This is a genomic window from Thermoanaerobacter sp. YS13 (assembly GCF_000806225.2).
Taxonomy (GTDB): domain Bacteria; phylum Bacillota; class Thermoanaerobacteria; order Thermoanaerobacterales; family Thermoanaerobacteraceae; genus Thermoanaerobacter; species Thermoanaerobacter uzonensis.
Window position 1 is genome coordinate 167,237 of the sequence record NZ_JOOI01000001.1, and the last position, 26,665, is coordinate 193,901.

A 26,665-nucleotide genomic window follows, 5' to 3' on the forward strand; every position below is an offset into this window, starting at 1 on the left:
GATTTTTTCTTAGCAACATAACTTTTTCCTTTAATGTCCCCCAGGTATGAGCTAAAATTACGATTAAGAAATCAAAAAAGTGAAGGGGGAACATATAAATGCTTGATGAAAAAGCGAGAGAAGCTATAGCATTAAAGAGATTTTCACTGATAAGTCCGGTGCTAAACGGACAGGTAAAAAATCAGAAAGAATATTTTGATGCTCTTTCCGATAAACCTATTGAGATACCTTATCTTGGAATGAGAAGATATACTCCCAAGACACTTAGAGGGTGGCTATATCAGTATTTAAGAGGCGGTATAGAAGCGTTAAAGCCGGGTTATCGAAGCGACAGAAGCAAATACAGAAAGATAGACTTTGAACTTTCAGAGAAAATAAAGCAAAAGAAGCTTGAACATCCTGAAATGCCAAACAAACTTCTTTATGAGACATTGATAGGAGAGGGAATAATATCACCGGATAAAGTATCCCTTTCGACATTCTATAGGTTTTTGAAAAACATTCCTGTAAAATCTTTAGATAAAGAAAAAGAGGGTAAAACAAAGAGGTTTTCCCATGAATACATCAATGAACTGTGGCAAACTGATGTCATGTATGGGTCATATATTAAAGAAGGTAAAACAAAAAGGCAAACGTACCTTATTGCATATATAGATGATGCTTCCAGGCTGTGTACCTATGCTCGCTTTTACTATACCCAGAATTTTTTAGCTTTAAGAGACTCATTTAAAGAAGCAGTGCTAAGAAGGGGAATACCCAAAATGCTCTACACTGACAATGGAAAGATATATAGAAGCACTCAATTGGAGTATATCTGTGCTTCACTAGGTACATCTCTTATTCATGCTGAGCCCTTTTCACCTCATTCAAAAGGGAAAGTAGAAAGATTCTTTCATACGGTGAGAATGAGATTTTTAAGCACAATAGATCCTACATCCATAAAGAGTATAGATGAGCTTAATATGATGTTTTTTAAATGGTTGGAGGAGGATTACAACCGAAAAGAACACAGCAGTATTGGCATGAGTCCTTTAGATTTTTTCATGTCTCAAATATCAAGGGTAAATATGTGTGGTGACATAGATATGTTGAATGAATGTTTTCTCATAAGAGTAAATCGTAAAGTAAACAAAGATGCTACACTTAAAGTGGAAAATATACTTTATGAAACAGAAGAAAAGTTTAAAGGTATGCGCTTAGAAGTCAGATATGATCCGCAGTGGCTTAAGGATAATACACCCCTTTTACTTTTTCATGAAGGCAAAAAAGTAGGGGAAGCGTATAAGGTAAATTTTCATGATAATGCTAAAATTCCTGTAGAATATATCGAAGACAGAAAGGTTGTAAGCGAAAATGAAGATACTGTGGATTTTGCGGCAAAACCTAATTCCCCAGTAATATCCTTTAATGATATCATTGATTAAAAAAAGAGGTGTTTACAATGTTTACCCAATATTTTGGAATGAAATTTAATCCATTTTCTAAAGAGATAAGTGTAAACGACCTTTACATAAGTGAAGACATTGCTGAATTAAATGCCAGGCTAAAATATTTACAAGAAACAAGGGGTATAGGACTTGTCGTTGGGGAGGCCGGTTCAGGCAAATCTACCGCATTAAGAAGATATGCTGAAAGCCTCAATCGTTCTACATTTAAACCATGTTACTTTGCCCTTTCTACACTCACAGTGAGAGAATTCTATCAAGCATTGGCTATGATTTTAGGCGAAACACCTTCATACAAAAAAGTAACGCTCTTTCACCAGATACAAAGAGCGATAACAGAACTTTATTACAGCCAGAAGATAACTCCTGTCATAATATTAGATGAAATACAACTGGTTTCTAACGATGTTCTTGAAGATTTGAGAATAATATTTAACTTTAATATGGATTCTCAAAACCCGTATATATTGATACTTTCAGGACAACCACACATAAGAAACAAACTAGCCTTGAATGTAAACAGTGCACTAAGGCAAAGAATTTCTATAAAGTATGTAATGCAAGGGCTAAAAAAAGAAGAAATTCAAGATTATATAAAAACAAGAATGAAAATAGCTGGAGTGATGGATGACATATTTACACCATCAGCATATGAAGCAATATATTCTCTAACAAAAGGGCTCCCAAGGATAATAAATAACCTGGTAACAGCTTCTTTACTCTATGCGTATTCTAAAAGGCTAAGAGAAATAGATGAAGAAGTAATATACCAGGCACAAAATGAAATCAGTTTATGAGAGTAGTAGCTTTCGCTACTCTCATTTTTTATTATACTTCAATTAACCCAAATTGCCAATAACAGATATTAACATATTTTGGCGGTTATGCTCTTAAAAAGTGAAAAAAATTTTTAATCAGGCTGTAATAATTTGAGAAAAAATACTTTTATACACTTAAAAAATGCCATTATAATTTGAAAATCTTTGGAGATTTAATTTGAGAATTGACAATAATCTATAAAATAGGCATGTTCATAGGTGTCAAGAACCAAAAGAGGTATTGTCCTTGATACTATGCCATGATTGTGAAAATCCTGAAGGTAATTGTGAAGTTTTAAATCTATGGGGTCAAAGCAAAGTATGGTCCAGCCCCGGGAAGCCATTCCACAGGCTATAAAGTCTTCCCTCCAGTTTTCAAAAGATCCAAAATCAAGTGCAATCATTGAGGCTATTATGCCGTCAGGTATGCCACCTGCTCCTCCTAAGTTTTCAAAATACAACTCGTGAAGTTTTACTCCATCTAAATTGTAAGTCTCTTCTAGTTTAAGTTCTCTATATTCACTGTAGCTGGCATTTGCTTTTGAACGATTAGCTGTTTTTAATTTTTCGCGTATTTCATTTGTCTTTTCTACATATCCATTGTACAACTTGTAGTGTTCTTCGAGAGTTTTTTGAGATATTCCTCTTAAGACTAAGTTATATTTTTTTGCTACAAGCTTATCCATATTATTCCTCCTCTTGCATATCTAATTTTAGTATATGAAAAGATATATAATTAGTGCATAAAATGCTATTTTAATCTATCGAGTAACCTTTGGTACAATCGAACAAAAGTCGAGTAGAGAGCCACTTTACAGCGGCTCCCCCTCACAGAACCGGACGTGCGCTATTAACGCATCCGGCTCTTCATATCATCTTTTACTTTTATCGTAGCTATGAGTATATACTTACATAGATTTTTGGTGTTGCTAATGGAAATTTCATCAGAAGTTTTTCGTATTTATCCCAGTTTAATCGATGCTTTTGTGACCTTCTTTTTAGCGTCTTGAATAATTGTCTCCTGGTCAAATAGAAGAAACTACCTATACTTTTACTGTTATCTGTGATTCCATAGTATCTGTAGTGTCCAAGCAATTTTATGTTAAGTTGCTTTATTAATTGATTTACTGGCTCATGCATATTTTCTTTGAGCCACTTTTTCATCTTGGCGACTTTATTTATAAATTTCTTTTTGCTTGTCTTCCTTTTGACTCTGAATTTGCCGTTTTGACTTTTGCTACAATAGTGTGTAAATCCTAAAAAGGTAAAGGTCTCTGGTTTCCCCAGCCCTCTTCTTTTTCTACTCTCTTCGGCAAATCTTCCAAATTCAATTATTCTTGTCTTCTCTTCTGCTAATTCAAGTCCAAATTCTTTTAGCCTCTTCTTAAGACTTTTATAAAATTTCTCTGCATCATCTTTATACTGGAAGCAGCATACGAAATCATCTGCATACCTTATTTCATAGCTTTCTCCTCTACATGCTTTCTTTATTCTTTTCTCGAACCATAAGTCTAGTACATAGTGAAGATATATGTTCGCAAGTATTGGGGATATGTGTCCTCCTTGGGGTGTTCCTATATCGCTTTCATAGTATTTACCTTCTTCCATTACTCCTGCTATTAGAAATCTTTTTATTATCCTTAGAAAGTTCTTGTCTCCTATCCTATGCTCTAAAAATTTCATCATCCATTCGTGGTCTACATTGTCAAAGAATCCTTTTATGTCGGCATCTACTATGTAGCTTACTTTCTTTTCCTGTATTATGTTGTTTAGCTGTCTTAGGGCATCATGTCCGCTTTTATTGGGCCTAAATCCATATGATATGTCTAGAAACTCTGGTTCGTATATTATGTTTAGTATATCTGCCATTATTCCTTGCACAAGTTTGTCTTCATATGCTGGTATCCCTAATGGCCTTAATTTGTCGCTCCCTTCTTTGGGTATATATACTCTCCTAACTGGCTGTGGCTTATATGCCTGTCTTTTCATCCTTGCCATTAGGTTCTCTATGTTCTCTGTTAAGTTCTCTCCGTATTCTTCCTTTGTTATTTTGTCTATGCCAGGTGCTTTGTTTCCTGTCATTTTCTTGTGCTGTTGTTTTAGTGTCTCTTCATTTATGAAGTGCACTAGTGTCTGTAGTTTGTCTCTTGGATGTTTTGCTACGACTTCCGCTATCCTCGTTAGTTCTGTTTCCATCTCTTGTTACACCTCCAGTGTGTTTGATGTTTCCCTTATGAGGTCGATGATATGTTACAGCCTTCCCTCCCCTGTCATTACTCAGTTTCATCAGTACTATGCTGTAATCCGACTTCCTGCTAACCTTCCGATATCCTTGTATTTTACACTTGTTTATCGTACCCTTTCTGGGAGTTGCAGGACCTCCTGAGTTCCCTATGCGTTAATATTGTATAACATGCCAAGGCCTATGACCCCGAGGAAGCATTGCTATTCTCGCCATCCCAAATATCAATGTTTTGCCTTCTGCCGGTTCCACAGCATCGGCCTTCCTGTCTAGGGATTTCGGGGCTCAACACCTTCAATCTTTCGATTTTCGGCCTGCTATCTCCTTTGCCTACGCTTAGCTATATATGTCACCATATATACCCCAAGGCTAAGTACCGGTTGCTGGCTAGGCTTTACCGGGCAGGATTCGCACCTGCTTTAACGCATGAGCTTTTCTCAGCGCACGGAACCGTCCCCAATGTCCTTTGAAATATGGTATAATGATAGTAAAGGGTAGTTTAGGAGGGATAGAAATGGATTTAAAAGAGATTTCAAAGCAGGCAGAGGAGGTCATAGAGGAGTTACTTGACATAGCGAATTTAAAGCCGGGGAGTCTTTTTGTCTTGGGTGGAAGTACAAGTGAAATATTGGGCAAGAAAGTGGGAACTGCAGGGAGCCTTGATGTGGCAAAAGCGGTGGTGGACCCAATTTTAGAGGCAATACGTAAAAGGGGTTTATACCTTGCAGTACAGGGCTGTGAGCATATAAACAGAGCTCTTTTGGTGGAGGAAGAAGCAAAAGAGAAATACGGGTTTGAAGAGGTAAATGTCATTCCACATGAACATGCAGGAGGGTCAATACAGACTTATGCTTATCAGCAGTTTAAGAATCCTGTGATGGTGGAAAATTTGAAAGGATTGGCCCACGCCGGGCTTGACATAGGGCTTGTACTGATTGGAATGCATTTGAGATCTGTGGTTGTACCTGTGAGATTGAGTCGGAATAAGATAGGAGAAGCCACAATTGTTGCTGCAAGGACAAGGCCTAAGATGGTAGGAGGAGAAAGGGCAAGATATAAAAAATTATAAAAGGGCACGGAGGACCGTGCCTTAAGTTATTTATTCAATTGAAGGTATCTTACTATTACAGCAGCAGCCTGGGCTCTTGTTAAAGGCTGTTGAGGTTCAAAGTATCCATCTGAACCATTCATTATTTTAAGACCTGATACTATAGCTATATATCCTATCATGTCTTGAGGTATTTTATCTTTGTCTTTAAAGTTTATTGTAAATATATCTGGAATATCAGCTATGTAACCTACGCCTAAACTTTTTACAAGCATCTTTGCTGCTTGTTGTCTTGTGACCATAGAATCAGGGCTTTTCTCTTTTTCTATTATGATGTTTTTATTTATTGCTATGGCATAGTAAGTGTCATAATCATCTGGGGATTTTGGCACAGGGTCATAATAGGGAGGTTGTATTGCTCTAATGAGCATTTTTATAAAATCTTTTTGGAGTATGTCTTTATCTGGATAGAATTTGCCTTCTTTTACATCAATTATTCCGTATTGTACTAAGAGTTTTATATCCTTTTCTGCCCAGTTGCCTTCTATGTCTGTAAAAACAACCTCTGATTTTTTAACTACAAGTTTTCCACTGTAATCTACAATTTGGCCAGTTTTCGCATTTATATAGTTGTAGAAGTTTGATTGATACGCAAGTCGTATTGTTGGTGGCTTATCTGGAGATTTATAGTCATAGTCTGGAATGTACGTTAATGTAAATTCAGAGTTGTCAAACATTATCTTGTAAGCTTCCTCAAGGCTTATTATATTTTCCGGAGAAGGCAGTTTTACGGAAGTCCAATGTATGGAATATGAGACTATTTCCCCTGTATAGGGACTTACATTGACGTTTATATTGTTGAAGGGACACAAAATTCCATTTGCTACTTCTACATATCTGAATGGATATGATGGCCATTCAATTATTTTGGAGCTTTCGGGAATATTTGTTTCTTGATATGCTGTTTTGCTGAACTTTTCAGGTACTATTTTTTTAAGGTAATCTTCAGCGATTTTTCTCATCTGTTCTTTGGTGTAGGAAAGCTCTTTTCCTTGCACATTGTCTATGTCGGGACCTCCTCTGGAAAAAGAAGTTAGTTCACCTGTAACTGCATCAACAGAAGCGGTTACATAGTAGTATTTATTGTCTTTAGTTAAAGTCCAATTAAGATTCCATATAGGATTTGATTTTGCAGGGGGATAATCATAGCCGCTATATAAGTTTACGCTGCTTAACTTGTAATCGCTTATTGAAAAAGGAAGGCTGTTTTTAACGGCTTCAATAGCTTTGTCTTTTGATATGTATTTTTCTGAGATTTCGACTGCTTTTTGCTCTTCTGGAGAGAGTTTTTGTGGAGATTCTCTTCCTACTTCGCTGCCTCCACCTCCGCCACCATACATTGGCACATAATAGTTTTCATTTGTTTTTATTTCTCCTGTAATAGCATCAATTGGCGCATTTTGGTATATGCCATAGACTAAAATTGCTTGAGGTTCATTGCCGTATACTTGGTTGTAGACTAAGTTGTATTGAAGTTTTAAACCTATTTTTTCTTTAAAGATTTTTATTGCTTCTTCCTTAAGATATCGCAGCTTTTGGATTGGGGAAGGAATAATCTTCCCAATTTAATGAGTAAGATGTTACTTTTAAAGTATTTTTATTTACTGTGACGTATAAAGCGTTATACGGGAAAGGTATACCGTTTACTATTCTTTCAAAAGAAAAGTTATAGTCATAAGAATAGTATTCGTTGTAACCATAGTTATTAATAATTTGTTCTTTTGTTTCTTTGAATTTTTCAGGAGCTACTTTTTGCAAGAATTCAATTGCCACTTTTTTTGCTTCATCCTGCGTGTATTTTGGGATTCTTGGCTGTTCTTGTGCAATGGGGCTCCAACTGTAATAGTTTGTAATTTCACCTGTATCGGCATCTATTGTGACGCTTATGTTTCCTTTTGAAGAAGAATTCCAATTGAAAATCCATGACCTTTTATTACCGTATTCATAGTAGTTAGAGTTAAAGTCGTAGCCGCTATCACTTATGCCTAATTTTGATTTTGCTATTTCAATGGCCTGTTTTAAACTTATCTTTGTATCAGCTTGTGCCTGTGCCATGTTTGATGGTATCATAAGTGTAAACAGGAAGGCAAGGGCAATTGCGATGGAAATAAATTTTTTCATAAAAGAAACCTCCTCATTTAGTTTTTTCATTTTATTAGACGTAAAAAAGATAAAAAAGTTCCCAGAAAAATAGAAAAATCATCTTTCTCTTAAAATGTTCCATATATTAGGGTCTTCTTGACCTAGTCTCCACACGGCTATGCCGGATAGTTTATAGTTGTCTACTAGAGATAATTTTGCAGAAAAACTTTTTGAATCTTCAAACCAAACTGAGTGTACTTTGCCGTCTAATACGTAAGTGTAAGTAGATTCCTGGGCAGTTTGGTCGTATATTATAGATACTCCTAAATTCTTTGCTAAGTCTACAGCTTGTTGGTATGTTAAAGTTCTTGGGTAATTTACGCCCTGTGTCCAATCATACCCATAAACTGCCATTCCCAGCCATATTTTTTGAAGTGGTATTACTGTTGTAGCGTAATTTAAGACATTTGTGACGAAGCCTATTGAAGAAATCGGACCAGGCTGTGAAAAGTGTTCGTCGTAGGCTAGGATGTATACTTCATCGGCGTATTGAGCGATAAAGGAATATTGGAAAGCTCCAGAAAATGGATGTCTAGGATTGTCAGTTAGCTCTGCTGGAACAGAAATTGTAACAATTTTTCCTATGGCTTTTAAAGAAATGTATAAGTCTCTTATAAAAATGTTTAGATTTTCTCTGTCTTCTGGCGGAACAAATTCAAAGTCTATATTGACTCCTGGATAATTATTTGTCTCAGCTATATTTCGTATGTTTGAAATTAAATTATTTCTGAGAGCTGGTATTGAAAGTAAATCGTGTATTAGTTGAGACTTTTTAGGGTCTGAGTAGTTATGAATTATGGGATAAATAGGTAAATTGTTATCAGAGGCAATTTTTTTGACCTCACTGGAAGACATGTCAGCCAAAGTTCCATCTTCTTTTACCCCGTACCAAAAAGGGATGAGGGTTGTTATATCTTTTGCATGGGCTTTCAAGTCACCAATAGTACCGGGAGCTATATCAAAATACCATTTGTTATCCATTATTACACCTCCAAAGTTATTTTTTATAAAAATTTTTTTATTTTGACTTTATACTTTCATAATATGTATAATGTTTTATAGAGTGAAATAAAGGAGGCAACGGTAAAAATGAAAAGAAGAACGGGAATTTTAGCTAGTGCACTTTCTCTTATATTTGTGGGGATTTTGTTACTTTTGCCCAACTTTAATGTGTATGTGCCTTATTTTGTTTATAAAATGATATGGCCTACTTTTTTTATTTTGCTAGGGTTGGAGTTAATATTTAGCAATAAACTCTATGGAGAAGAAAATAGTAGCATTAATTTAGGGTTCATATTATTGGCAATTTTGATTTTAATTTTTACAAGCAAACTTTTTTATTTAGATCCTTTAAGTATCATCAATTTTTGACAGGTAAAGTAGTAAGAAAGAAAAAACTTATCTGCAAAGCTATAGAGATAGTATATTTAATAAATTAGATTGGAGGTTAAAATATGGGTAGAAAACTGTACAGGTCTAGGGAACAAAAAATGTTAGGAGGAGTTTGTGGAGGAATAGCGGAGTATTTTGACGTTGACGTGACTTTAGTAAGGCTTATTTGCCTTTTGGCGATATTTAGCGGTTTTGGATTGATTCCATATATAATTGCATGGATAATAATACCAGAAAATCCTTATCAATTAAAGAGGAAAATTATAGATGAAGAGCCTAAAACCGAAGAGCAACAAGATAACGCAGTAGAAACAGAAGATAAAACTAACAAAGCAAATGAAATTTTAGGTTGGTTTTTAGTGATTTTTGGAGTATTGCTTTTATTAAATAGATTATTACCCTGGTTGAGTTTTAAAATTATTTGGCCGGTTTTGCTGATTATAATTGGCTTATGGATTTTATTTAAAAAAACATAAGGAATATGTGCTCCCTACAGACTGTAGACAAACTTTCGTAAAGGAGATATTTTGCATAAGGAGTGACTTGTTACAAAGCGACCCGGCACTCAAGTAAGAAAGTTTATAAAACAAAAATAGAAAAAACAAGCATACTTACTTGAGTGCCGGGAAACTTAGCAAGACCGAGGGCATAGGCAGGGACGAAGCCATGGATGGCGGAGGCGGGCACCTTAAGGCATGGATGCCGATTGTGCCCGGTACCCTGCCGGAGCCTGAAGGTCGAGCTTTAGTTTTGTTGCTTTGGAACATCGGAGCGACGATGCAAAATATCTCCTTTGAATATTTTTTAACTTTGTCAACAAACTGTAGGGAGCATGTGTTCCCTAATCTTTTTGCTGCTATTGGTTATTATTTGCTATATTATTATTTTTTTCATAATTTAAAAGCTCTGATACAGTTACAAAACTATAACCTTCAGATTTGAGTTTTTCTATTATTAAAGGAAGTGCAGCTAAAGTATTAATTTTTCCTTCATGCATGAGAATTACTGAACCGTTTTTTGTGTGACTTATCACCCGATTGACTACACTTTCTACTGCTGGGTTTCGCCAGTCATCTGGATCTACATTCCATAAAACAACATGAAGCCCCAATGCATCTGATATTTCTAAAAGAGTTTTGTTAAAAGCTCCATAAGGAGGTCTAAAGAGTGTAGGTTTTATTCCTGTAGATTCAACGACAATTTTTTGTGTTTTGTAAAGTTCCTCTACCATTTGCTCTGGCTTCATTTTCGACATATTAAAGTGGCTGTAGGAATGTAGTCCAATTTCATTGCCATTTTCAAAAATATATTTTAGAAGGTCAGGATGTTTTTGAGCATTTTTGCCAATGACAAAAAATGTAGCTTTTACTTCCATGCTTTTTAATATATCAACATATTTCTCTGTATATTCTGGTATCGGGCCGTCATCAAAGGTAAGAGCGACTACTTTACCTGCACTTTTGTTGTAACCAAAAACCCTTTTATTAAAAGGGATAGGAGGCCCAAAGAGTTTTTCTATCTCAGATTTATTGAGCAATTTGAATATGAAAGTACTTATGCCATAATCTTTATCTAAATTATCAATTTGAGGAGAGATATTTTCCTCATGTGACCCATTTGTAGTATCACTTACTTTAGTGTCTTTTGTAGTATTAGGGTCTAAAAGATTTTGGTTTAAAGAAGTTTGTTTAAAATTATTTTCTTCCTGATTTTTGGTAGTATTAGGTTGTTGTTGCGGTGGGGAGGAACTTTTTTCTTTGTCAGATGGTGTGTTCCAAATTTTTGTGGTAGAATTTACTTGTACATATCTATCCTCAAATATATATTTATAGGAAAAAGCTACTGAACCAATGAGGACTAACATTAAAAACACTATTATAAGTGTATAAATTATACTTCTATTTTTTTTGGCGGAGTCTTCTTGGGGCCATATAATCATCTCCTTGTTGCTTCAATTATACTATTTAAACTGTTATCAATTATTAATAATTAATTAATTTTATGTTACAAATTTGTAACATTTAGAGGAATTAATTTTACTTTTGAGGCTTATTTTAATTATTTTTGATTTCTATATTATAGACGTAACAGGAATGACAAAGTTTCAAAAAACATGACAAATTATTACTACTTTTACCATACGTCAAAAAGATTAAGTTTTTTAATTATATAATATAAAAAGAAGATTATTAGGAGTATTATAATTCCTCCGACAAATCCAACAGATTGTTTTGGTGTTAACAATGTGGAAGACAATACTATCCCTATCAGCATTATTGTAAACCATTCTTTTTTTGAAGATGAGGTATTTCCCATGACAGGTTTGTATTTTATAAATGTGTAGAGTATTATTATCCAGTTGAAAAATTGTACAAATCCTGTAGCGCTTGTTATGTACTCGTAGACGTCCTTTGGTAGTATGTAAGAAAGAATAACTGCTATGAAAAGCCCAAAACTACTTAAGGCAAGAGCATATATTGGTACATCTTTTTTTGTTTTTTTTGTTAAAAAAGTTGGAGCAAACCTGCCTTGCCCCAAAGAGTAGAGAACTTGTGTTACGGCATACATTGCGCCATTCATTGTAGTTAAAGCTGCAGTAAGTATTACAAAATTCATTATTGAAGCTATAAAGTGAATTTTGGTAGAGGACAAAAGTTTTATAAAGGGGCTTTCGTTAATGGATATGGTGTCCCATGGTATTATCATTAGTAATAGGGTTATTGAGGAAATGTATAATATTGTAAGAAATAAGACTATATATTTACGAGCTATTGGAGTATATTTTTGAGGATTTTTTGTTTTTACTGCTGACATTGCTACAACTTCTACACCGCCAAAGGGGATTAGTGACATGAGCATTGCACCTAAAAATCCTTTTATACCGTGAGGTGCAAATCCTCCATGAGCATAAAGATTTTTAATTCCTATAGTAGGAGTATTTGCAAAAAAGCCCATTATTGTAAGAATTCCTACTATGACTATAATAAATAAAGATACTATCTTTATGGTAGAAAACCAGGATTCAATTTCTCCAAAGTTTTTAGTCCCCATTAAATTGATACCTATAACTAGTATAGAATAAAGAAGTACAAAAATCCAAAGGGGTGTTTTTGGAAACCAATATTTAGTAAATATAGCTGAGGCGGTGACTTCACTGGACATGATGAAAACTCCTGCTGTCCAGTACACCCAGCCGCTTAAAAAACCTCCAATATCTCCCAAAACTTCTTCTGCGTATACTCTAAAAGTCCCCTCTACCGGTTTATAAGTAATCATTTGTGACAGTGCATAAAAAACTTGTGACATGATAAAAGCTGATACAATGTAATTAAGTATGATAATAGGGCCAGCAGTATGAATTGCAATGCCACTGGCTAAGAAAAATCCTGCTCCCAAAATTCCTCCAACGCCAATAAGAACTAATTCGTTGACAGATAGTTCACCTTTTTCCATATTTACACCTCCGCAAATTGTTAGTATTATTATTGGCAAATTAGTGTTAGCTTATTATTGCAAATTTAATTATTCTATAGTAAAATTCAATATTATAAGTTGAAGGAGGTGCTGCATGAAATACAAGACTTTCACAAAAAAAGAAAGGGTGCTCTTATATTTTTTGATATTATTGATTTGCACAGTGCTTTTAGTGAGTTTTTTTGATGTTTTTATTGATATAAACGAAAAAAGGATTCATATACTTGATACTTTGGTTGAGTGGTTTTTATATGTTTTTTTAGTGATGGTATTTTCGGGATTTTTGCTATCTTTGGCTAATTCTTTTCACGAATTAAATGAAGACCGGTTGATATTGAGATTTGGAATTTTAGGATTTATGCATATAAGATATAGCGATATATCTGTGATTTCAGAGTATAACGAAAAACACATTCCTTTAGGGGGAATGCGCATTTTGAAAAATACTTGTTATATGGCTTTTGCTAAAAGAAGTCTTGTTAAGATAGAATTAAAAAAGAAAGTTCGAGTATATTATTTATTCTTTTTAAAAAGATGGGTGGACACTGCTATTTTTTCTGTAGAAAAAAGAGAGGAATTTATAAAAGAGTTAAATAAGAAAGCAGAGAAAATGCCTCAATAAGGCAATTTCTCTGCTTTAAATTACTTTCCATCCATTGATTGCAAGATATTTTATGCCCAAAATACTTTTAAGTTCGATTATTAGATTTTCCAATTCTCTTTCATATATTATTTTGTCTACATATACATTAATTTTGTCAACACCTACAATATAGTATTTTTCTTCATTTTTTGGAATACCAATAAATATTTCTGGGGTGAGATTAAGTTCTATACAGCAATTTTGAATATCATGATATTTAATATATATATTGCCACCTTTTTTGAGTATATATTCTTTTGCAGCAGGTGTAATTTTCAAATAAAACACCCCGTTTCCACGTTAGTTGAAGAGACTCGCCTCGATTTGCTCTTTTGTAAGTTTGTCGGCCAACACCCACTTGTACCATTTAATGAAGGAATCCACTATTATTGTGATAGCAAGAAGCATTATAGATGCTGCAAGAATAACCAGTACCCAGTTTCCTTTTGGTAGGTAAATATTAGCTATATTTAAATAGGTAGCATATAACGTAGTTGCTGCTACAAAGAGAAATGGAACAAATGTTATCCATGCGTATTGAGCTTTGCCTTTTTTGATTATAACTGTTGTTCCTAAAGCTAAAGCTATAGCTGCTAGTAGTTGGTTAGAAGCTCCAAATATAGGCCATATTGTTGATACACTTCCTCCATATACTAGATAACCCCATGAAAATGAAATGAGAAAACTTGTTAAAATTATTCCTGGCCACCAGTTTCTATCTGCAATAGGTTTATATACTAAAGCGCCTGCTTCCTGCAAGAGATATCTTCCTACTCTTGTTCCTGCGTCTATCGTGGTCAGTATGAACAGAGCTTCAAAAAGTATTATAAAGTGGTACATGTAAGAAGTCAAGTGAGCAATCCATGGTATTTTTTCAAATATATAAGTCATACCTACTGCCAATGTGACTCCACCACCGGGTCTTCCAGCCACATTTTCTCCTACCATCTGAGAAAGATGTTGAAGTTCTACTGGATGTAATCCCAGCTTTCCAAATAGTTGAGGGGGAACATTTATGGCAAAATAATCAGCAGGAATTAAGCTTGTTGCAGCTATTAAAGCCATCATTGCTACAAAGCCCTCTGCTAGCATTGCTCCATAGGCAACAGGTAGTATATCTTTTTCATTTTTAATCATCTTAGGTGTGGTACCGGAGGATACTAATGAATGAAAACCTGAAATTGCACCACAAGCGATTGTTATAAAAACATAAGGCCACACTTTTCCTGGGATTATAGGGCCTCCTCCAGCTACGTACTGTGTAACTGCAGGCATTCTTATTTCAGGGTTTACAACTATAACACCTATTGCCAGAAGAACCATCACACCTAATTTAAGATAGGTACTAAGATAATCTCTTGGAACAAGCAGTAGCCATACTGGAAGTACTGCGGCGGCAAATCCATATGATGCTAAAAGTACAGTCATTTGCTTAGCATTGAATGTGAGGAAATTTCCTAGTGTTGTCTTTTCAATATAAGGTCCTGCTATAACAGATAATACTAACAGTATAACACCTATTATTGTTGCTCCTACTATATCATCTTTTCTTATATACTTCATGTGTATTCCCATATACATCGCTATTAAAATTGTGGCTGCTACTGTGAAAGTACCCCATGGACTGTTGTATAAAGCGTTTACAACAACTAGTGCAAGTCCTGCCATTGCCAGGATTAATATGAAAAGAACAGCTATAGCAGTTGCAATACCTGATACTTTACCTACTTCTTTTCTTGCAATGTCTATAATAGAAGAGCCGTCATACCTGACTGATGCGAATAGTATTACCATGTCGTGAACTGCTCCTGCTAAAACTGCTCCGATCAAAATCCAAAGTGCCCCTGGAAGATATCCAAACTGTGCTGCAAGTACCGGTCCTACAAGAGGTCCTGCTCCTGCTATTGCTGCAAAATGGTGCCCGAATAAAACCCATTTGTTTGTTGGCACGTAGTCATAACCATTTTCAAGTTTGTAAGCAGGAGTTGTTCTATTTTCGTCAAATACCAGTATTTTTGCTCCGATCCATGCTCCATAAAAACGGTATGCAAGAGCATAGATGCTGAGTGCAATGATTACAAGCGTCAAGCCATTCATTAACATCCCTCCATGTAATAGATTTCACTATAACTTTAACATAATTTTAAAACGATTTCACTCGATTTAAAATGAAAAGAAAAAAATAAAGGATGTTAAGAAATATATTAGGACGAAAAGAAAATACAAAATTATATGTTTTTGTCTAATCCTAGTAAAATTTTTAATTCTTTTATTTGGGATTTGCTTACAGGTATTTGCTTTTTTTTATCATCATCCATTACTACCCAGTAAGTACCTTTAAACCAAGGAAGTATTTCAATTATTTTGTTAAGGTTGACAATATAACTTTTTTGAATTCTGAAAAAACCTTTTTCTTTGAGTTTTTCTTCAAGACTTTTTATAGTTCCCTTATATATAAAATTATCACTTTTGGTTTTAACCATTACGTCTCCTTCATAAGCTTCTGCAAAAATTATTTCATCTAAATTAATAAGCTTTATTCTTCCATTTTTTTCAACTGCTAATTTCCCAAATTTTTTATTTTCAAGTTCTAAAGAGGAAGAGGGTTGTTTCGTTAATTTTATATCTTTAAAAGATTTGATTCTTTCCAATGTTTTATACAACCTGTGTTGACTTATTGGTTTTAATAGATAATCAAGAGCGCCAATTTCAAAAGCTTCTAATGCATGCATATCATAGGCTGTTATGAAAACTACATAAGGCAATTTTCCAAAGGAAGAAATGTGCTTTGCTACATCACATCCATTTATTTTTGGTATATTTATATCGATAAATACTACATCAGGTTTTAATTCTTCTATCAGTTTTAATCCAGTTACACCGTTATCTGCTTCTCCTACGATTTCTATATCTTCATACTCACTAAGAAGATATTTAAGTTCATCTCTTGCTGGTTGTTCATCTTCAATAATTAATGCTTTCAATTTTTTCATATACATCATCCTTTTTTAAGTAAGTTTTAGGTATTTTAAACGAAACTTTTGTGCCAATATTTTCTTTACTTTCAACCATTAAAGAACAATCTTTGCAAAATATAGTAGTAAGCCTTTCATTTACATTGTAAAGGCCGATTCCTACTCCTTTACCAAACCCTTCTTTTAAAAGATTTTCTTGTTCTTTTTTATTTATTCCTATTCCATTATCTTCTACACAAAAGTTGATGTAATTTTCTTCGTCTTTTATTTTTATTTTAATGTTTCCACCTTCTCCTTTTGGAATAATACCGTGTTTTACAGCGTTTTCAACTATTGGTTGAAGGATAAAAGAGGGCATATAATAAGACAATACACTTTTGTCAATATCCTGTTCTACATTTAATTTATCTCCAAAACGAGCTTTTTCTATATATAAGTAAGCATTTATGTTATTTAGTTCTTGTTCAATAGTTACATATTTACCCACATTTTTTAAATTATGTCTAAAATATTCACTTAAATTAATTAAAAGTTCTCGTGCTTTGTCAGGCTTTGTTCTTATAAAAGATATAACAGTATTTAAGGCATTAAATAAAAAATGGGGATTAATTTGGGCTTGAAGAGCCTCTAGTTTTGCTTCAGTGGCCAATTTTCTTTGGTATTCTGCATCGGCAATTTCAAGTTGATAAGATATTAAATGTCCCAATCCTTTAGCAAGTTCAATTTCAGTATTTGATATGACATTGTTTCTTGATTTATTTCCGCCTTTGTAAAGTTTTAACGTACCTACTAATTTATCATATTTAAAAAGAGGTACAATTACTGCCGATGATAAAGGACAATCTTCATAAAGACATCCTATTTCATCTTTAGATTTGGCTATTCGAATTTCTCCAGTTTTTATAGTTTCTTTCGTCGCATGGGTGAGTAGTGGCATTCCGACTTTGTGATGATCTGAAGCAATACCTACGTGAGCTAAAATTTTTTTGCGATTTGTTATAGCTACGGCAGATACATTTGTACATGCTAAAATTATTTCTGCTGTTTTCTGTGCCGATTCTTCATTTAATCCTTTTCTTAAATAGGGTAATGTTTTAGAAGCTATATCAAGTGCTATTTTAGCTTGCACGGCAGAAATTTGTTCCTTTTCATCGAATACGGATTTGATTATTACCATAAATACAGCAATACCTGTTGCATTTACTATCATCATAGGTAATCCTACAATATCTACTAAATCTAAAGCTTGAGAAAAAGGTTTGGCAGTTGCTAAAATAATTAACATTTGCACAGCTTCACCTATGAATCCCGCCACAAATGCTAATTCCCAAGGGACATGTTCCCCTTTATAATATTTTCTTATAAGTCCACCAGAAAATCCTTCTAAAATGGTGGATATACCGCAAGATATCGCTGTAAAACCACCTAAGAAAAATCTGTGAACTCCTGCTATTAAACCTGCACCTAAACCTACTAAAGGGCCTCCTATTAAGCCTGCTACCATTGGACCTACCACTCTTGAGTTTGCAATAGCGTCTTTTATAGGTACACCGACGTAAGTTCCTGCAATACCTATTACCCCAAAGATGACCATGGTCAAAAGAAGGTCTTTTTTTGTAACGCGACTGTTATAGATTATTTTTTTGAAAAATTCTGCCTTAGAAAGCACAAAAGCTAGAAGAGCTATTATACTAAACCTTTCTGCAAGTATTATCAGAAGCTCATACATATTTGTTCACTCCATTATCAAAAATTTTCTAAATTAGAAGGATAAAGTAATCAGCATGTCGTATTATTAATATATATCTCAATTATATTTATTCTACAGAAATAACTTTTTTCCTGCAACACATATTTTCCATATATTGCATCTTAATATTTGGGAACAAGTTTTATTTTTTTTACGTCTAAATTGAATGAAAGGGAGGTTAGAAAGTGGGACAGGAGGAGTTGTTGGAAAGGGCAAAAGCTGGAGAGGTGGAGGCTTTTGAAATTCTCGCAAGTGAGCATCAAAAGTACATATACAACGTGATATTAAGAATTATTTTTGATAAAGAAGAAGCATTAGACCTCACTCAGGAGACGTTACTTAAAGCGTATTTAAATATAAAAAAATTTAAAGGGAATAGCAGTTTCAGAACTTGGCTTTATAGAATTGCTATAAACTGTGCTATGGATTATTTAAGAAAAAGAAATGTGGAAAGAAGTAATTTTAGAGAGATAGAAGAATTTGAAAATGAAGTAAAAGATTTTGAAACTCCTGAAGAGGTGGTAGATAAAAAATTAACTGCGGAAATTGTAATGAAAGAAATAAACAAACTTCCTCTAGACTATAAAGTGGTTTTGATTTTAAGAGATATAGAAGGTTTAAACTATGAAGAAATATCCAAAATAATGAATTTGAACTTAGGCACTGTAAAGTCTCGCTTGTGGCGAGCCAGGAATCTGCTTAAAGAGAGAATAAAGTCTTTGCCAGAATTTTTATCATTAGACGAAAGGAGGCAAGTATGATGGATTGCAAAAAGGCACTTCAACTTATACCCCGATATATAGATGGTGAATTGGATGTAGCACAAAAGGAAGAATTAGAAAAACACATAGAAAGCTGTGAAAGTTGCAGAAAAGAATATCAACTGGAGAAAAATATAATAGAAAGTTTAAAAAATATGCCTCCTTTAGAACTACCTGAAGATTTCAATAAAAAAATACACGAAAAATTGGTTTACCAGAAAAATATTTTAGAGAAGAAAAAAGAAAGGGTAAAAAAGACGTTAACAGTAGCAGTTATTGCAGCTTCTTTCATACTTATGACAGTATTTGTAGTAAATATTTTTAAATTTGATAAATCTTCACGAATAGAATCGAGTGCTCCTTTAAACAATATCAAAATGACTCAAAGTGCTGATTTGTCTAAAAAGGAAGGAATTAATAATGAAGTTAATATGTTTTCAATCACTGGTCAAAGAGGATTGCTAGCAGGAACTTCAAGGAAAATTACAAAAAATGCAACCGTCTCCTTAGAAGTAGAAGATGTTAACGTATGTTATGATAAAGTGTTTAAATTGGTAAAAGAAGCAGAAGGCTTTATTGAAAGTTCTGATGAAACCGTATTTACCGATGATACCAAAAGGATAAATCTTGTTTTGAAGGTGCGGGAAGATAAATTTGAAAGTGTGATTTCTCAGATTAAAGAATTTGGTAAAGTAACAGCTTTAAGAATAGATAGTAAAGACGTTACAGAGCAGTATTATGATTTAAAAGCAAGGCTAAAAAACTTAGAAATAGAGGAACAAAAACTTCAAGACATTATGAATAAGGCTTCTACAGTCAAGGAAATGCTTGAAGTAGAATCCGAAATAAACAGGATAAGAAGCGAAATAGAATCAATGAAAGAACAGTTAAAAGTATGGGAAAATCTTACGAGTCTAGGAACCATAAATCTTTCAATAAAAGAGGTTTCCAAGGTTGAGCAACCTACGACTCTAGTTTCTTTTAAGGGAATCGGTAGAGATATGAAACTAGCTTTTATAAATAATGTAAATTTTTTAATATTTTTTATAAAGAAGCTGATAATAATATTGGTAATAGTTTTACCTTATGGTGCACTGGCTTTTATTGGGTATAAAGTGTATATCTATTTCAAAAAAAGAAGATGACAATTTACATCTTCTTTTTTTTGCGGTATATTAAAATACAAAGAAATAAAAATGGGAGTGATTTAATGTCTAAATTTTTAGTAATTGACGGGAGTAGCCTCATGTACAGAGCCTATTATGCCTTGCCAATGCTTACTACAAGTGAAGGATTACATACAAATGCCTTATATGGCTTTACTATGATGCTTATAAAACTTATTGAAGAGGAAAAACCTGATTACATAGCTATAGCTTTTGACAAAAAAGCTCCTACTTTTAGACACAAAGAGTATCAAGACTATAAAGCTACAAGACAAGCGATGCCTGAGGAACTAGCAGAACAAGTAGGTCTTTTAAAAGAAATTATAGATGGCTTTAATATAAAGACTTTAGAATTAGAAGGTTACGAAGCCGATGACATCATAGGTACTATTTCAAAGTTGGCAGAGGAAAAAGGAATGGAAGTGCTTGTAGTTACAGGAGATAGGGATGCGCTTCAATTAGTTTCAGATAAAGTGAAAGTTAAGATTTCTAAAAAGGGTATAACTCAAATGGAAGAGTTTGACAAAAAGGCTGTTTTAGAAAGATATGAAATAACTCCTCAGCAATTTATTGATTTAAAAGGGTTAATGGGGGATAAATCTGATAATATCCCAGGGATACCTAATATAGGAGAAAAAACAGCGATTAAACTTTTAAAAGAATTTGGCAGTGTTGAAAATTTGCTTCAAAATCTTTCTCAACTCAAAGGTAAGATAAAGGAAAATATAGAAAATAATAAAGAATTAGCTGTAATGAGTAAAAGACTTGCAACTATAAAAAGAGACATTCCTATTGAGATAGATTTTGAGGAATATAGAGTAAAAGATTTTAATGAGGAGAAGCTTTTGGAGCTTTTTAATAAATTAGAATTCTTTAGTTTGATTGATAACATAAAGAAAAAAAATAACGTAGAGATTGTAAATAATCATAAAGTTCAAAAATGGTCAAAAGTAGATATAAGAAAGTTAATAACTTTATTGCAAGACAGCAGAAATATTGCTTTTTATCCACTAATTTATGAAGGGGAAATAAAGAAAATAGCTTTTTCTTTTGGAGAGGATACTGTTTATATTGATGTTTTTCAAATAGAAGATTTAAAAGAGATTTTTGCAAAAGAAGAGTTTGAATTTACAACCCACGAAATAAAAGATTTTTTAGTTAAACTCTCTTATAAAGGAATAGAGTGTAAAAGCAAGTACATAGATACTGCTATAATGGCTTATCTTTTAAATCCTTCTGAGTCTAACTATGATTTGGACCGCGTGCTGAAAAAATATTTAAAGGTGGATGTTCCATCTTATGAAGAGGTATTTGGCAAAGGTAGGGATAAAAAGAAGCTTGAAGAAATAGGGGAAGATATACTTGCAGATAACATTTGCAGTAGATGTGTACATCTATTTGATTTAAGAGAAAAGTTGATGAATTTTATTGAAGAAATGGACATGAAAAAACTTTTATTGGAAATAGAAATGCCTCTTGTAGAAGTTTTAAAATCAATGGAAGTAAGTGGTTTTACATTGGATAAAGAAGTTCTAAAAGAGCTTTCACAAAAGATAGATGATAGAATAGCAGAAATACTAGATAAAATTTATAAAGAAGCAGGATATCAATTTAATGTAAATTCTCCTAAGCAATTGAGTGAATTTTTGTTTGAAAAATTAAATTTACCAGTAATAAAGAAAACAAAAACAGGGTATTCTACAGATTCTGAAGTTTTAGAGCAATTAGTTCCTTATAATGATGTTGTCAGTGATATAATAGAGTATAGGCAACTTACAAAACTTAAATCTACTTATATAGATGGATTTTTGCCTCTCATGGATGAAAACAATAGAGTACATTCTAATTTTAAGCAAATGGTTACTGCTACAGGTAGAATAAGCAGTACCGAACCAAATCTACAAAATATACCTATAAGAGAAGAGTTTGGAAGACAAATTAGAAGAGCTTTTATTCCGCGGACTAAAGATGGGTATATTGTCTCAGCTGATTATTCTCAGATTGAACTGAGGGTTTTAGCACATGTTTCGGGGGATGAGAAGCTAATAGAGTCTTTTATGAATAATGAAGATATACATTTAAGGACAGCTTCGGAGGTTTTTAAAGTCCCAATGGAGAAAGTTACACCAGAAATGAGAAGAGCAGCAAAAGCCGTAAACTTTGGTATAATATATGGCATTAGCGATTACGGGCTTTCTCGAGACCTTAAAATATCAAGAAAAGAGGCAAAAGAATACATAAATAACTATTTTGAAAAATATAAAGGAGTAAAAGAGTACATTGAAAAAATAGTGCGATTTGCAAAAGAAAATGGCTATGTGACTACAATAATGAACAGAAGAAGATATATTCCTGAGATAAACTCAAAAAATTTTACTCAAAGGTCGCAGGGTGAGAGGTTAGCAATGAATGCTCCAATACAGGGAAGTGCGGCTGATATAATAAAAATGGCAATGGTTAAAGTATACAACGATTTAAAAAAATTAAAACTTAAGTCTAAGCTTATATTACAAGTTCATGACGAGCTTGTAGTGGATACTTATAAAGATGAAGTAGAAATCGTAAAAAAGATACTCAAAAATAATATGGAAAATGTAGTACAATTAAAAGTCCCTCTTGTAGTGGAAATCGGAGTAGGACCCAATTGGTTTTTAGCCAAGTGAGGTGTACAAAAATGCAAGTAATTGGACTTACTGGCGGTATTGCATCAGGAAAAAGCACTGTTTCTAAGCTTTTAAAGAAGATGGGTGCTGTGGTTATTGATGCAGATATTGTATCGAGAGAAATAATGGTAAAAGGATCAGAAGCATATAATAAAATTGTAGAATATTTTGGAAAAGAAATTTTAAAGGAAGACGGAGAAATTGACAGAAAAAAATTGGGTAATATTGTGTTTGCTGACAGAAGGAAGCTTAAAAAATTAAATGAAATTACTCATCCTATAATAATAGAGCGGATAAAAGAAAAAATAGAAGAAGAAAGAAAAAAAAATCAGCAAAAGGCAATTGTATTAGATGCAGCTCTTTTAATTGAAATGAAACTTTATAAAATGGTAGATGAGGTTTGGCTAGTAGTAGTAGATTCAAAAACTCAAATAAAGAGGATTATGGAAAGGGATAAGCTTTCTTATAAAGATGCAATAAACCGCATAAAAAGTCAAATGCCTCTGGATGAAAAGATGAAGTATGCAGATTTTATAATAAACAATAGCAAAGATTTTAAAGCTATGGAAAAACAAGTTACACTATTTTGGGGAAGATTTGTAACATAAATCATAATATCGGAGGAGTTATTTTGAGGAAAAAAGTTGCGGTAATATTTTTGATATTAGTAGGTCTTTTATTTACTTACGAGTTAAATACTCATTATTTTTTAAAAAAAATTTATCCTCTTAAATACCAGAATTATGTAGTTTATTACGCAAAAGAGTATGACGTAGACCCATATCTTATTTTTGCTGTAATAAAAGTAGAAAGTAATTTTAAAAGTGAGGCAATTTCTAGCAAAAATGCTATAGGATTAATGCAAATTTTACCAGATACTGGAAGATGGATTGCTAAAAAAGTAGGTATAAAAAACTACGACGATGATATGCTTTTTGAGCCTAAATACAATATTCAGATGGGGACATGGTATTTGAGCTATCTTCTTAAAACTTTTAATGGAAATATACAGTTAGCTATAGCAGCTTATAACGGAGGTAGTGGAAATGTAGATGCATGGCTTAAGGACAAGAGATTTTCCAAAGATGGGAAACAGCTACATGCTGTTCCTTATCCTGAGACAAATAGATATATAAAAAAAGTGTTAGCAGTTTATCAGATATATAAATTTATATATGAAACTAAAAGTTGATATGAATATACAAAAAAAGTTGAAAAATTGGTATAATAGTATCGTTAAAAAGAAAATAAAAAGGGAGGACACAAATGAAACTGTTAAAGCATTTAAAAGACTTAAATGAAGTAAAAATCGAAAAAGATAGGGAGTTTTTCTCAGCTACTCATGAAGAAATAAAAAATGCATGGACTACAGATGTATATTTTTTAAGAACCCAGGATATTTTATCATATCTTGGTGTACAAGATAAAATAGTCACAGCGGAGATATTTCCAAGAAAAAGAGGAGTTTTTGCAGGGTTACCAGAAGTAATGAGTTTACTTAAAGACAAAAATGTGGAAGTATGGTCTTTGGAAGAAGGAGACACTTTTGAAGCTAAAGATACAGTAATGAGGATAAAAGGACCTTATAGTGAATTTGGAATTTATGAGACGGCAATATTAGGAATTCTTGCAAGTTCTTCTGGTTGGGCAACAGCAGCAAGAGAGCTTAAAGAAGTTGCAAAAGACAAACCAATACTATGTTTTGGAGCGAGACATGTACATCCAGCTGTGGCACCTGTGATGGAAAGGGCGGCACTCGTTGGAGGGGCAGATGATGCGAGTTGTGTTTTAGGTGCAAAATTAATGGGGAAAGACCCTAGAGGGACAGTGCCTCATGCTGCATTTTTGATTGCAGGAGATACATTAGAAGTGGCAAAAGCTTACAGAGATATAACTCCACCTGATGAGAAGATAACCATTTTAGTTGATACTTTTAAAGACGAAGTGGAAGAGGCGTTGAGGGTTGCTGAATTTTTAGGGGATAGGTTATACGGAATAAGACTTGATACTCCATCAGAAAGAGGAGGAGTTACACCTAGTTTAGTGTATGAACTAAGGCAAAGATTAAATCAAAAAGGATTTACAAATGTAAAAATTATAGTTTCTGGAGGTTTGAATCCGGAAAGAATTGCAGAACTTTCTGAAAGTGGGGCAGATGCTTTTGGAGTAGGAAGTTACATATCTGATGCTCAGCCTATTGACATGACAATGGATATAAAAGAAGTGGAAGGAGTACCTATTGCTAAAAGAGGGAGAATTCCTGGTATTATAGAAAATAAAAAGCTGAAAAAGATAAAATAGTTTTCGGAGATGATAGTTAATGAGAAAATTTATTATATTATCTTTCATTTTGATGTTTATTTTTACAGGATGTAAAACAACTCCACAAAATATGGTAAATTTCCCGCAAACCTCTGAGGATAAAACTGATATTGAAAAAGAAAAGCCTGCAGAGGGTGGCACTTTAAGAATAAATATCACTTCTTTTGATACATTAAATCCTTTTTTAAATGACAATGAACGAGTAAGACAAATGTTGAATTTGTCATTAGAAGGATTAGTTACCTTGGATAAAACTTTAAAGCCTGTTCCTCAATTAGCAGAAAATTGGGAAATAAGTGGACTTAATATAAAATTTTATTTAAAAAAGAATGTTAAATGGCAGGATGGAGTAAGTTTTACGGCTAATGATGTAAAATTTACTTTTGATTCTTTTAAAAGTAATGATGTAAAAAGCCCTTATAAGGACATTCTCATTAACTATCTCTCCTCTTATAAGACAAACGGGGATTATGAATTTGAAGTTATTCTAAATAAACCTGTTGCGAACCCCATAGCTTTGTTTACTTTTCCTATTCTAGCAGAGCATCAATATAAAGGTAAGGAAGATATTTTAAATAAAGATATTGTACCTATCGGTACAGGGCCATATAAGATATCTTCTTACAGCGTTGGCAGAGAAGTTATTTTTGAAAGAAATCCTTATTATAGAGGCGACAAACCTTATATAGATAGTATAGTATTTAAAATTGTGCCTAATGAAAATGCTATGATAACATCTTTTCAAAGCAAAGAAGCAGATTTTACTTTTTTAAATGACATAGACTGGGATAAGTATAAAGAACTTTCAAATGTAAATATTTACAAATATGTTATGCAAGATTATGTATTTATGGCTCCTAATTATCAAAATTCAGCTTTGAAAGATTCAAATGTCAGGAAAGCGATGTGTTATGGAATAGATGTTGACAAAATTTTGAAAGAAGTATATTTTAGTCATGGGTTAAAGTCATGTATTCCGGTCCGTCCTGATTCATGGCTTTATAGCAATAAAATAGTATCTCATAGTTACGATATAAAAGAGGCAAATAAAATATTAGAGGAAAGTGGTTGGAATTTAGTTAAAGGGATAAGGAGCAATGGAACTTATCAGCTCAAATTTGATTTGCTGGTAAATGCAAATAATCCATATTTGATTAAAGTTGCTCAAATTATAAAGAATAATTTAAAAGATGTAGGAATTGAAATAAACATTGTACCAAAAGATTGGGACAATTTACTAAGTTCTGTATATTCAGGTAAATTTGATTTGGCGTTAATGGAGTGGAATTTAAGTTATAATCAAGATATGTCTACAATGTTTATGACAAAAGGCAAAGACAATTTTATGGGTTATAGTAATTCTAAAGTTGATGAAATATATAGTAGAATTTTTTATGATTCACAAGAGAATTCTTTAAAAAAAGATTATCAAGTTTTGGAAGAAGTTTTTTTAGAGGAACAACCCATAATTGGCCTTTTCTATATTGAAGGAGCAGTTATGGCATATGACAATGTAAAAGTTGTGGACCCTACTGGTTTTGATGTTTTTTATAATATAGAAAAATGGTATATAAAAAAGTAGTGTAAAATTATCGTAGAATTTAAAGAAAAACAAGCATACCGTAAAAACTTTGATTTAAGATATTGCAAGGGTTGTACTGAAAATTATCCTACAGTATCTTGACACCATCTGATTAAAAATAGGTATTGACACTGACTTAAAAAGATTATATAATTCATAATGTGATGAAATTCAAAAGGTGT

General features: G+C 33.1%; 22 protein-coding genes and 1 pseudogene. 13 read left to right on the top strand and 10 right to left on the bottom strand.

Features of this window, described 5'->3' with window-relative positions; translation table 11 throughout:
• Positions 1 to 98: 98 nt before the first annotated feature.
• Positions 99 to 1,424, top strand: coding sequence for an IS481 family transposase (locus tag THYS13_RS00770; RefSeq protein ID WP_042832717.1), 1,326 nt, complete (start codon positions 99 to 101; stop codon positions 1,422 to 1,424).
• Positions 1,425 to 1,441: 17 nt separating this feature from the next.
• On the top strand, positions 1,442 to 2,242 hold the full coding sequence (locus THYS13_RS00775; protein ID WP_003868878.1) for an ExeA family protein: 801 nt from the start codon (positions 1,442 to 1,444) through the stop codon (positions 2,240 to 2,242).
• Between the two features lie 194 nt (positions 2,243 to 2,436).
• Here the strand turns inward: THYS13_RS00775 and THYS13_RS00780 are convergent, their stop codons facing one another.
• Both THYS13_RS00780 and ltrA read right to left on the bottom strand, forming a co-directional pair.
• Positions 2,437 to 2,949 (bottom strand): superoxide dismutase, encoded by a 513-nt coding sequence (locus tag THYS13_RS00780; protein ID WP_052210440.1) that lies wholly within the window; start codon positions 2,947 to 2,949, stop codon positions 2,437 to 2,439.
• 208 nt (positions 2,950 to 3,157) lie between these two features.
• Entirely contained in the window at positions 3,158 to 4,459 is a 1,302-nt protein-coding gene (ltrA, locus tag THYS13_RS00785) for a group II intron reverse transcriptase/maturase (protein WP_042832715.1), read from the bottom strand.
• Positions 4,460 to 5,019: 560 nt separating this feature from the next.
• On the opposite strand from ltrA, the gene THYS13_RS00790 reads away from it, so the two are divergent.
• A complete protein-coding gene (locus THYS13_RS00790) occupies positions 5,020 to 5,574 on the top strand; it encodes a TIGR01440 family protein (protein WP_042832718.1) in 555 nt (184 codons plus the stop codon).
• A 26-nt stretch (positions 5,575 to 5,600) separates the two neighbouring features.
• On the opposite strand, the pseudogene THYS13_RS00795 reads toward THYS13_RS00790, so the two are convergent.
• Together THYS13_RS00795 and THYS13_RS00800 are read right to left on the bottom strand one after the other, a co-directional pair.
• Positions 5,601 to 7,734: pseudogene (locus tag THYS13_RS00795) on the bottom strand (S-layer homology domain-containing protein).
• A 78-nt stretch (positions 7,735 to 7,812) separates the two neighbouring features.
• Positions 7,813 to 8,736, bottom strand: a complete 924-nt coding sequence (locus THYS13_RS00800; RefSeq protein WP_042832719.1) for a glycosyl hydrolase family 18 protein — start codon at positions 8,734 to 8,736, stop codon at positions 7,813 to 7,815.
• Positions 8,737 to 8,844: 108 nt separating this feature from the next.
• On the opposite strand from THYS13_RS00800, the gene THYS13_RS00805 reads away from it, so the two are divergent.
• A complete protein-coding gene (locus THYS13_RS00805; protein WP_042832720.1) occupies positions 8,845 to 9,126 on the top strand; it encodes a LiaI-LiaF-like domain-containing protein in 282 nt (93 codons plus the stop codon).
• Between the two features lie 83 nt (positions 9,127 to 9,209).
• Positions 9,210 to 9,623: a PspC domain-containing protein gene (locus THYS13_RS00810; protein ID WP_042832721.1), complete on the top strand. Its 414-nt coding sequence runs from the start codon at positions 9,210 to 9,212 to the stop codon at positions 9,621 to 9,623.
• 380 nt (positions 9,624 to 10,003) lie between these two features.
• On the opposite strand, the gene pdaB is transcribed toward THYS13_RS00810, so the two are convergent.
• The gene (gene pdaB, locus THYS13_RS00815; protein ID WP_235603190.1) at positions 10,004 to 11,086 is read right to left on the bottom strand and encodes a polysaccharide deacetylase family sporulation protein PdaB; all 1,083 of its coding nucleotides are present in this window, start codon (positions 11,084 to 11,086) and stop codon (positions 10,004 to 10,006) included.
• A 194-nt stretch (positions 11,087 to 11,280) separates the two neighbouring features.
• Positions 11,281 to 12,600, bottom strand: a complete 1,320-nt coding sequence (locus THYS13_RS00820; protein ID WP_042832722.1) for an amino acid permease — start codon at positions 12,598 to 12,600, stop codon at positions 11,281 to 11,283.
• 115 nt (positions 12,601 to 12,715) lie between these two features.
• Here THYS13_RS00820 and THYS13_RS00825 point away from each other — a divergent pair, with 115 nt between their 5' ends.
• Positions 12,716 to 13,243, top strand: a complete 528-nt coding sequence (locus THYS13_RS00825; RefSeq protein WP_042832723.1) for a hypothetical protein — start codon at positions 12,716 to 12,718, stop codon at positions 13,241 to 13,243.
• A gap of 15 nt (positions 13,244 to 13,258) precedes the next feature.
• Here THYS13_RS00825 and THYS13_RS00830 read toward each other — a convergent pair whose 3' ends face one another.
• The 4 genes from THYS13_RS00830 to THYS13_RS00845 form a co-directional block, all read right to left on the bottom strand.
• Positions 13,259 to 13,552, bottom strand: coding sequence for a CC/Se motif family (seleno)protein (locus tag THYS13_RS00830; protein WP_042832724.1), 294 nt, complete (start codon positions 13,550 to 13,552; stop codon positions 13,259 to 13,261).
• Between the two features lie 12 nt (positions 13,553 to 13,564).
• Positions 13,565 to 15,361: a carbon starvation protein A gene (locus tag THYS13_RS00835; protein ID WP_042832725.1), complete on the bottom strand. Its 1,797-nt coding sequence runs from the start codon at positions 15,359 to 15,361 to the stop codon at positions 13,565 to 13,567.
• 131 nt (positions 15,362 to 15,492) lie between these two features.
• Entirely contained in the window at positions 15,493 to 16,257 is a 765-nt protein-coding gene (locus tag THYS13_RS00840; protein WP_042832726.1) for a LytTR family DNA-binding domain-containing protein, read from the bottom strand.
• A complete protein-coding gene (locus tag THYS13_RS00845) occupies positions 16,229 to 17,968 on the bottom strand; it encodes a sensor histidine kinase (protein ID WP_042832727.1) in 1,740 nt (579 codons plus the stop codon). The genes THYS13_RS00840 and THYS13_RS00845 overlap by 29 nt, the downstream gene beginning before the upstream one ends.
• 206 nt (positions 17,969 to 18,174) lie before the next feature.
• Between THYS13_RS00845 and THYS13_RS00850 the strand changes: the two genes are divergently transcribed.
• The 7 genes from THYS13_RS00850 (at position 18,175) to THYS13_RS00880 (ending at position 26,483) form a co-directional block, all read left to right on the top strand.
• Positions 18,175 to 18,750: an RNA polymerase sigma factor gene (locus THYS13_RS00850; protein ID WP_042832728.1), complete on the top strand. Its 576-nt coding sequence runs from the start codon at positions 18,175 to 18,177 to the stop codon at positions 18,748 to 18,750.
• Positions 18,747 to 19,895, top strand: a complete 1,149-nt coding sequence (locus THYS13_RS00855; protein WP_042832729.1) for a DUF4349 domain-containing protein — start codon at positions 18,747 to 18,749, stop codon at positions 19,893 to 19,895. Before THYS13_RS00850 ends, THYS13_RS00855 begins: the two co-directional genes overlap by 4 nt.
• A 65-nt stretch (positions 19,896 to 19,960) precedes the next feature.
• Complete coding sequence (gene polA / locus THYS13_RS00860; protein ID WP_042832731.1) at positions 19,961 to 22,579, top strand: DNA polymerase I; 2,619 nt, start codon at positions 19,961 to 19,963, stop codon at positions 22,577 to 22,579.
• A gap of 11 nt (positions 22,580 to 22,590) precedes the next feature.
• A complete protein-coding gene (coaE, locus tag THYS13_RS00865) occupies positions 22,591 to 23,187 on the top strand; it encodes a dephospho-CoA kinase (protein ID WP_042832732.1) in 597 nt (198 codons plus the stop codon).
• 23 nt (positions 23,188 to 23,210) lie between these two features.
• The gene (locus tag THYS13_RS00870; RefSeq protein WP_042832733.1) at positions 23,211 to 23,771 is read left to right on the top strand and encodes a lytic transglycosylase domain-containing protein; all 561 of its coding nucleotides are present in this window, start codon (positions 23,211 to 23,213) and stop codon (positions 23,769 to 23,771) included.
• A gap of 74 nt (positions 23,772 to 23,845) precedes the next feature.
• Complete coding sequence (locus THYS13_RS00875; protein WP_042832734.1) at positions 23,846 to 24,880, top strand: nicotinate phosphoribosyltransferase; 1,035 nt, start codon at positions 23,846 to 23,848, stop codon at positions 24,878 to 24,880.
• Between the two features lie 19 nt (positions 24,881 to 24,899).
• Complete coding sequence (locus THYS13_RS00880) at positions 24,900 to 26,483, top strand: peptide ABC transporter substrate-binding protein (protein WP_042832735.1); 1,584 nt, start codon at positions 24,900 to 24,902, stop codon at positions 26,481 to 26,483.
• Positions 26,484 to 26,665 lie beyond the last annotated feature (182 nt).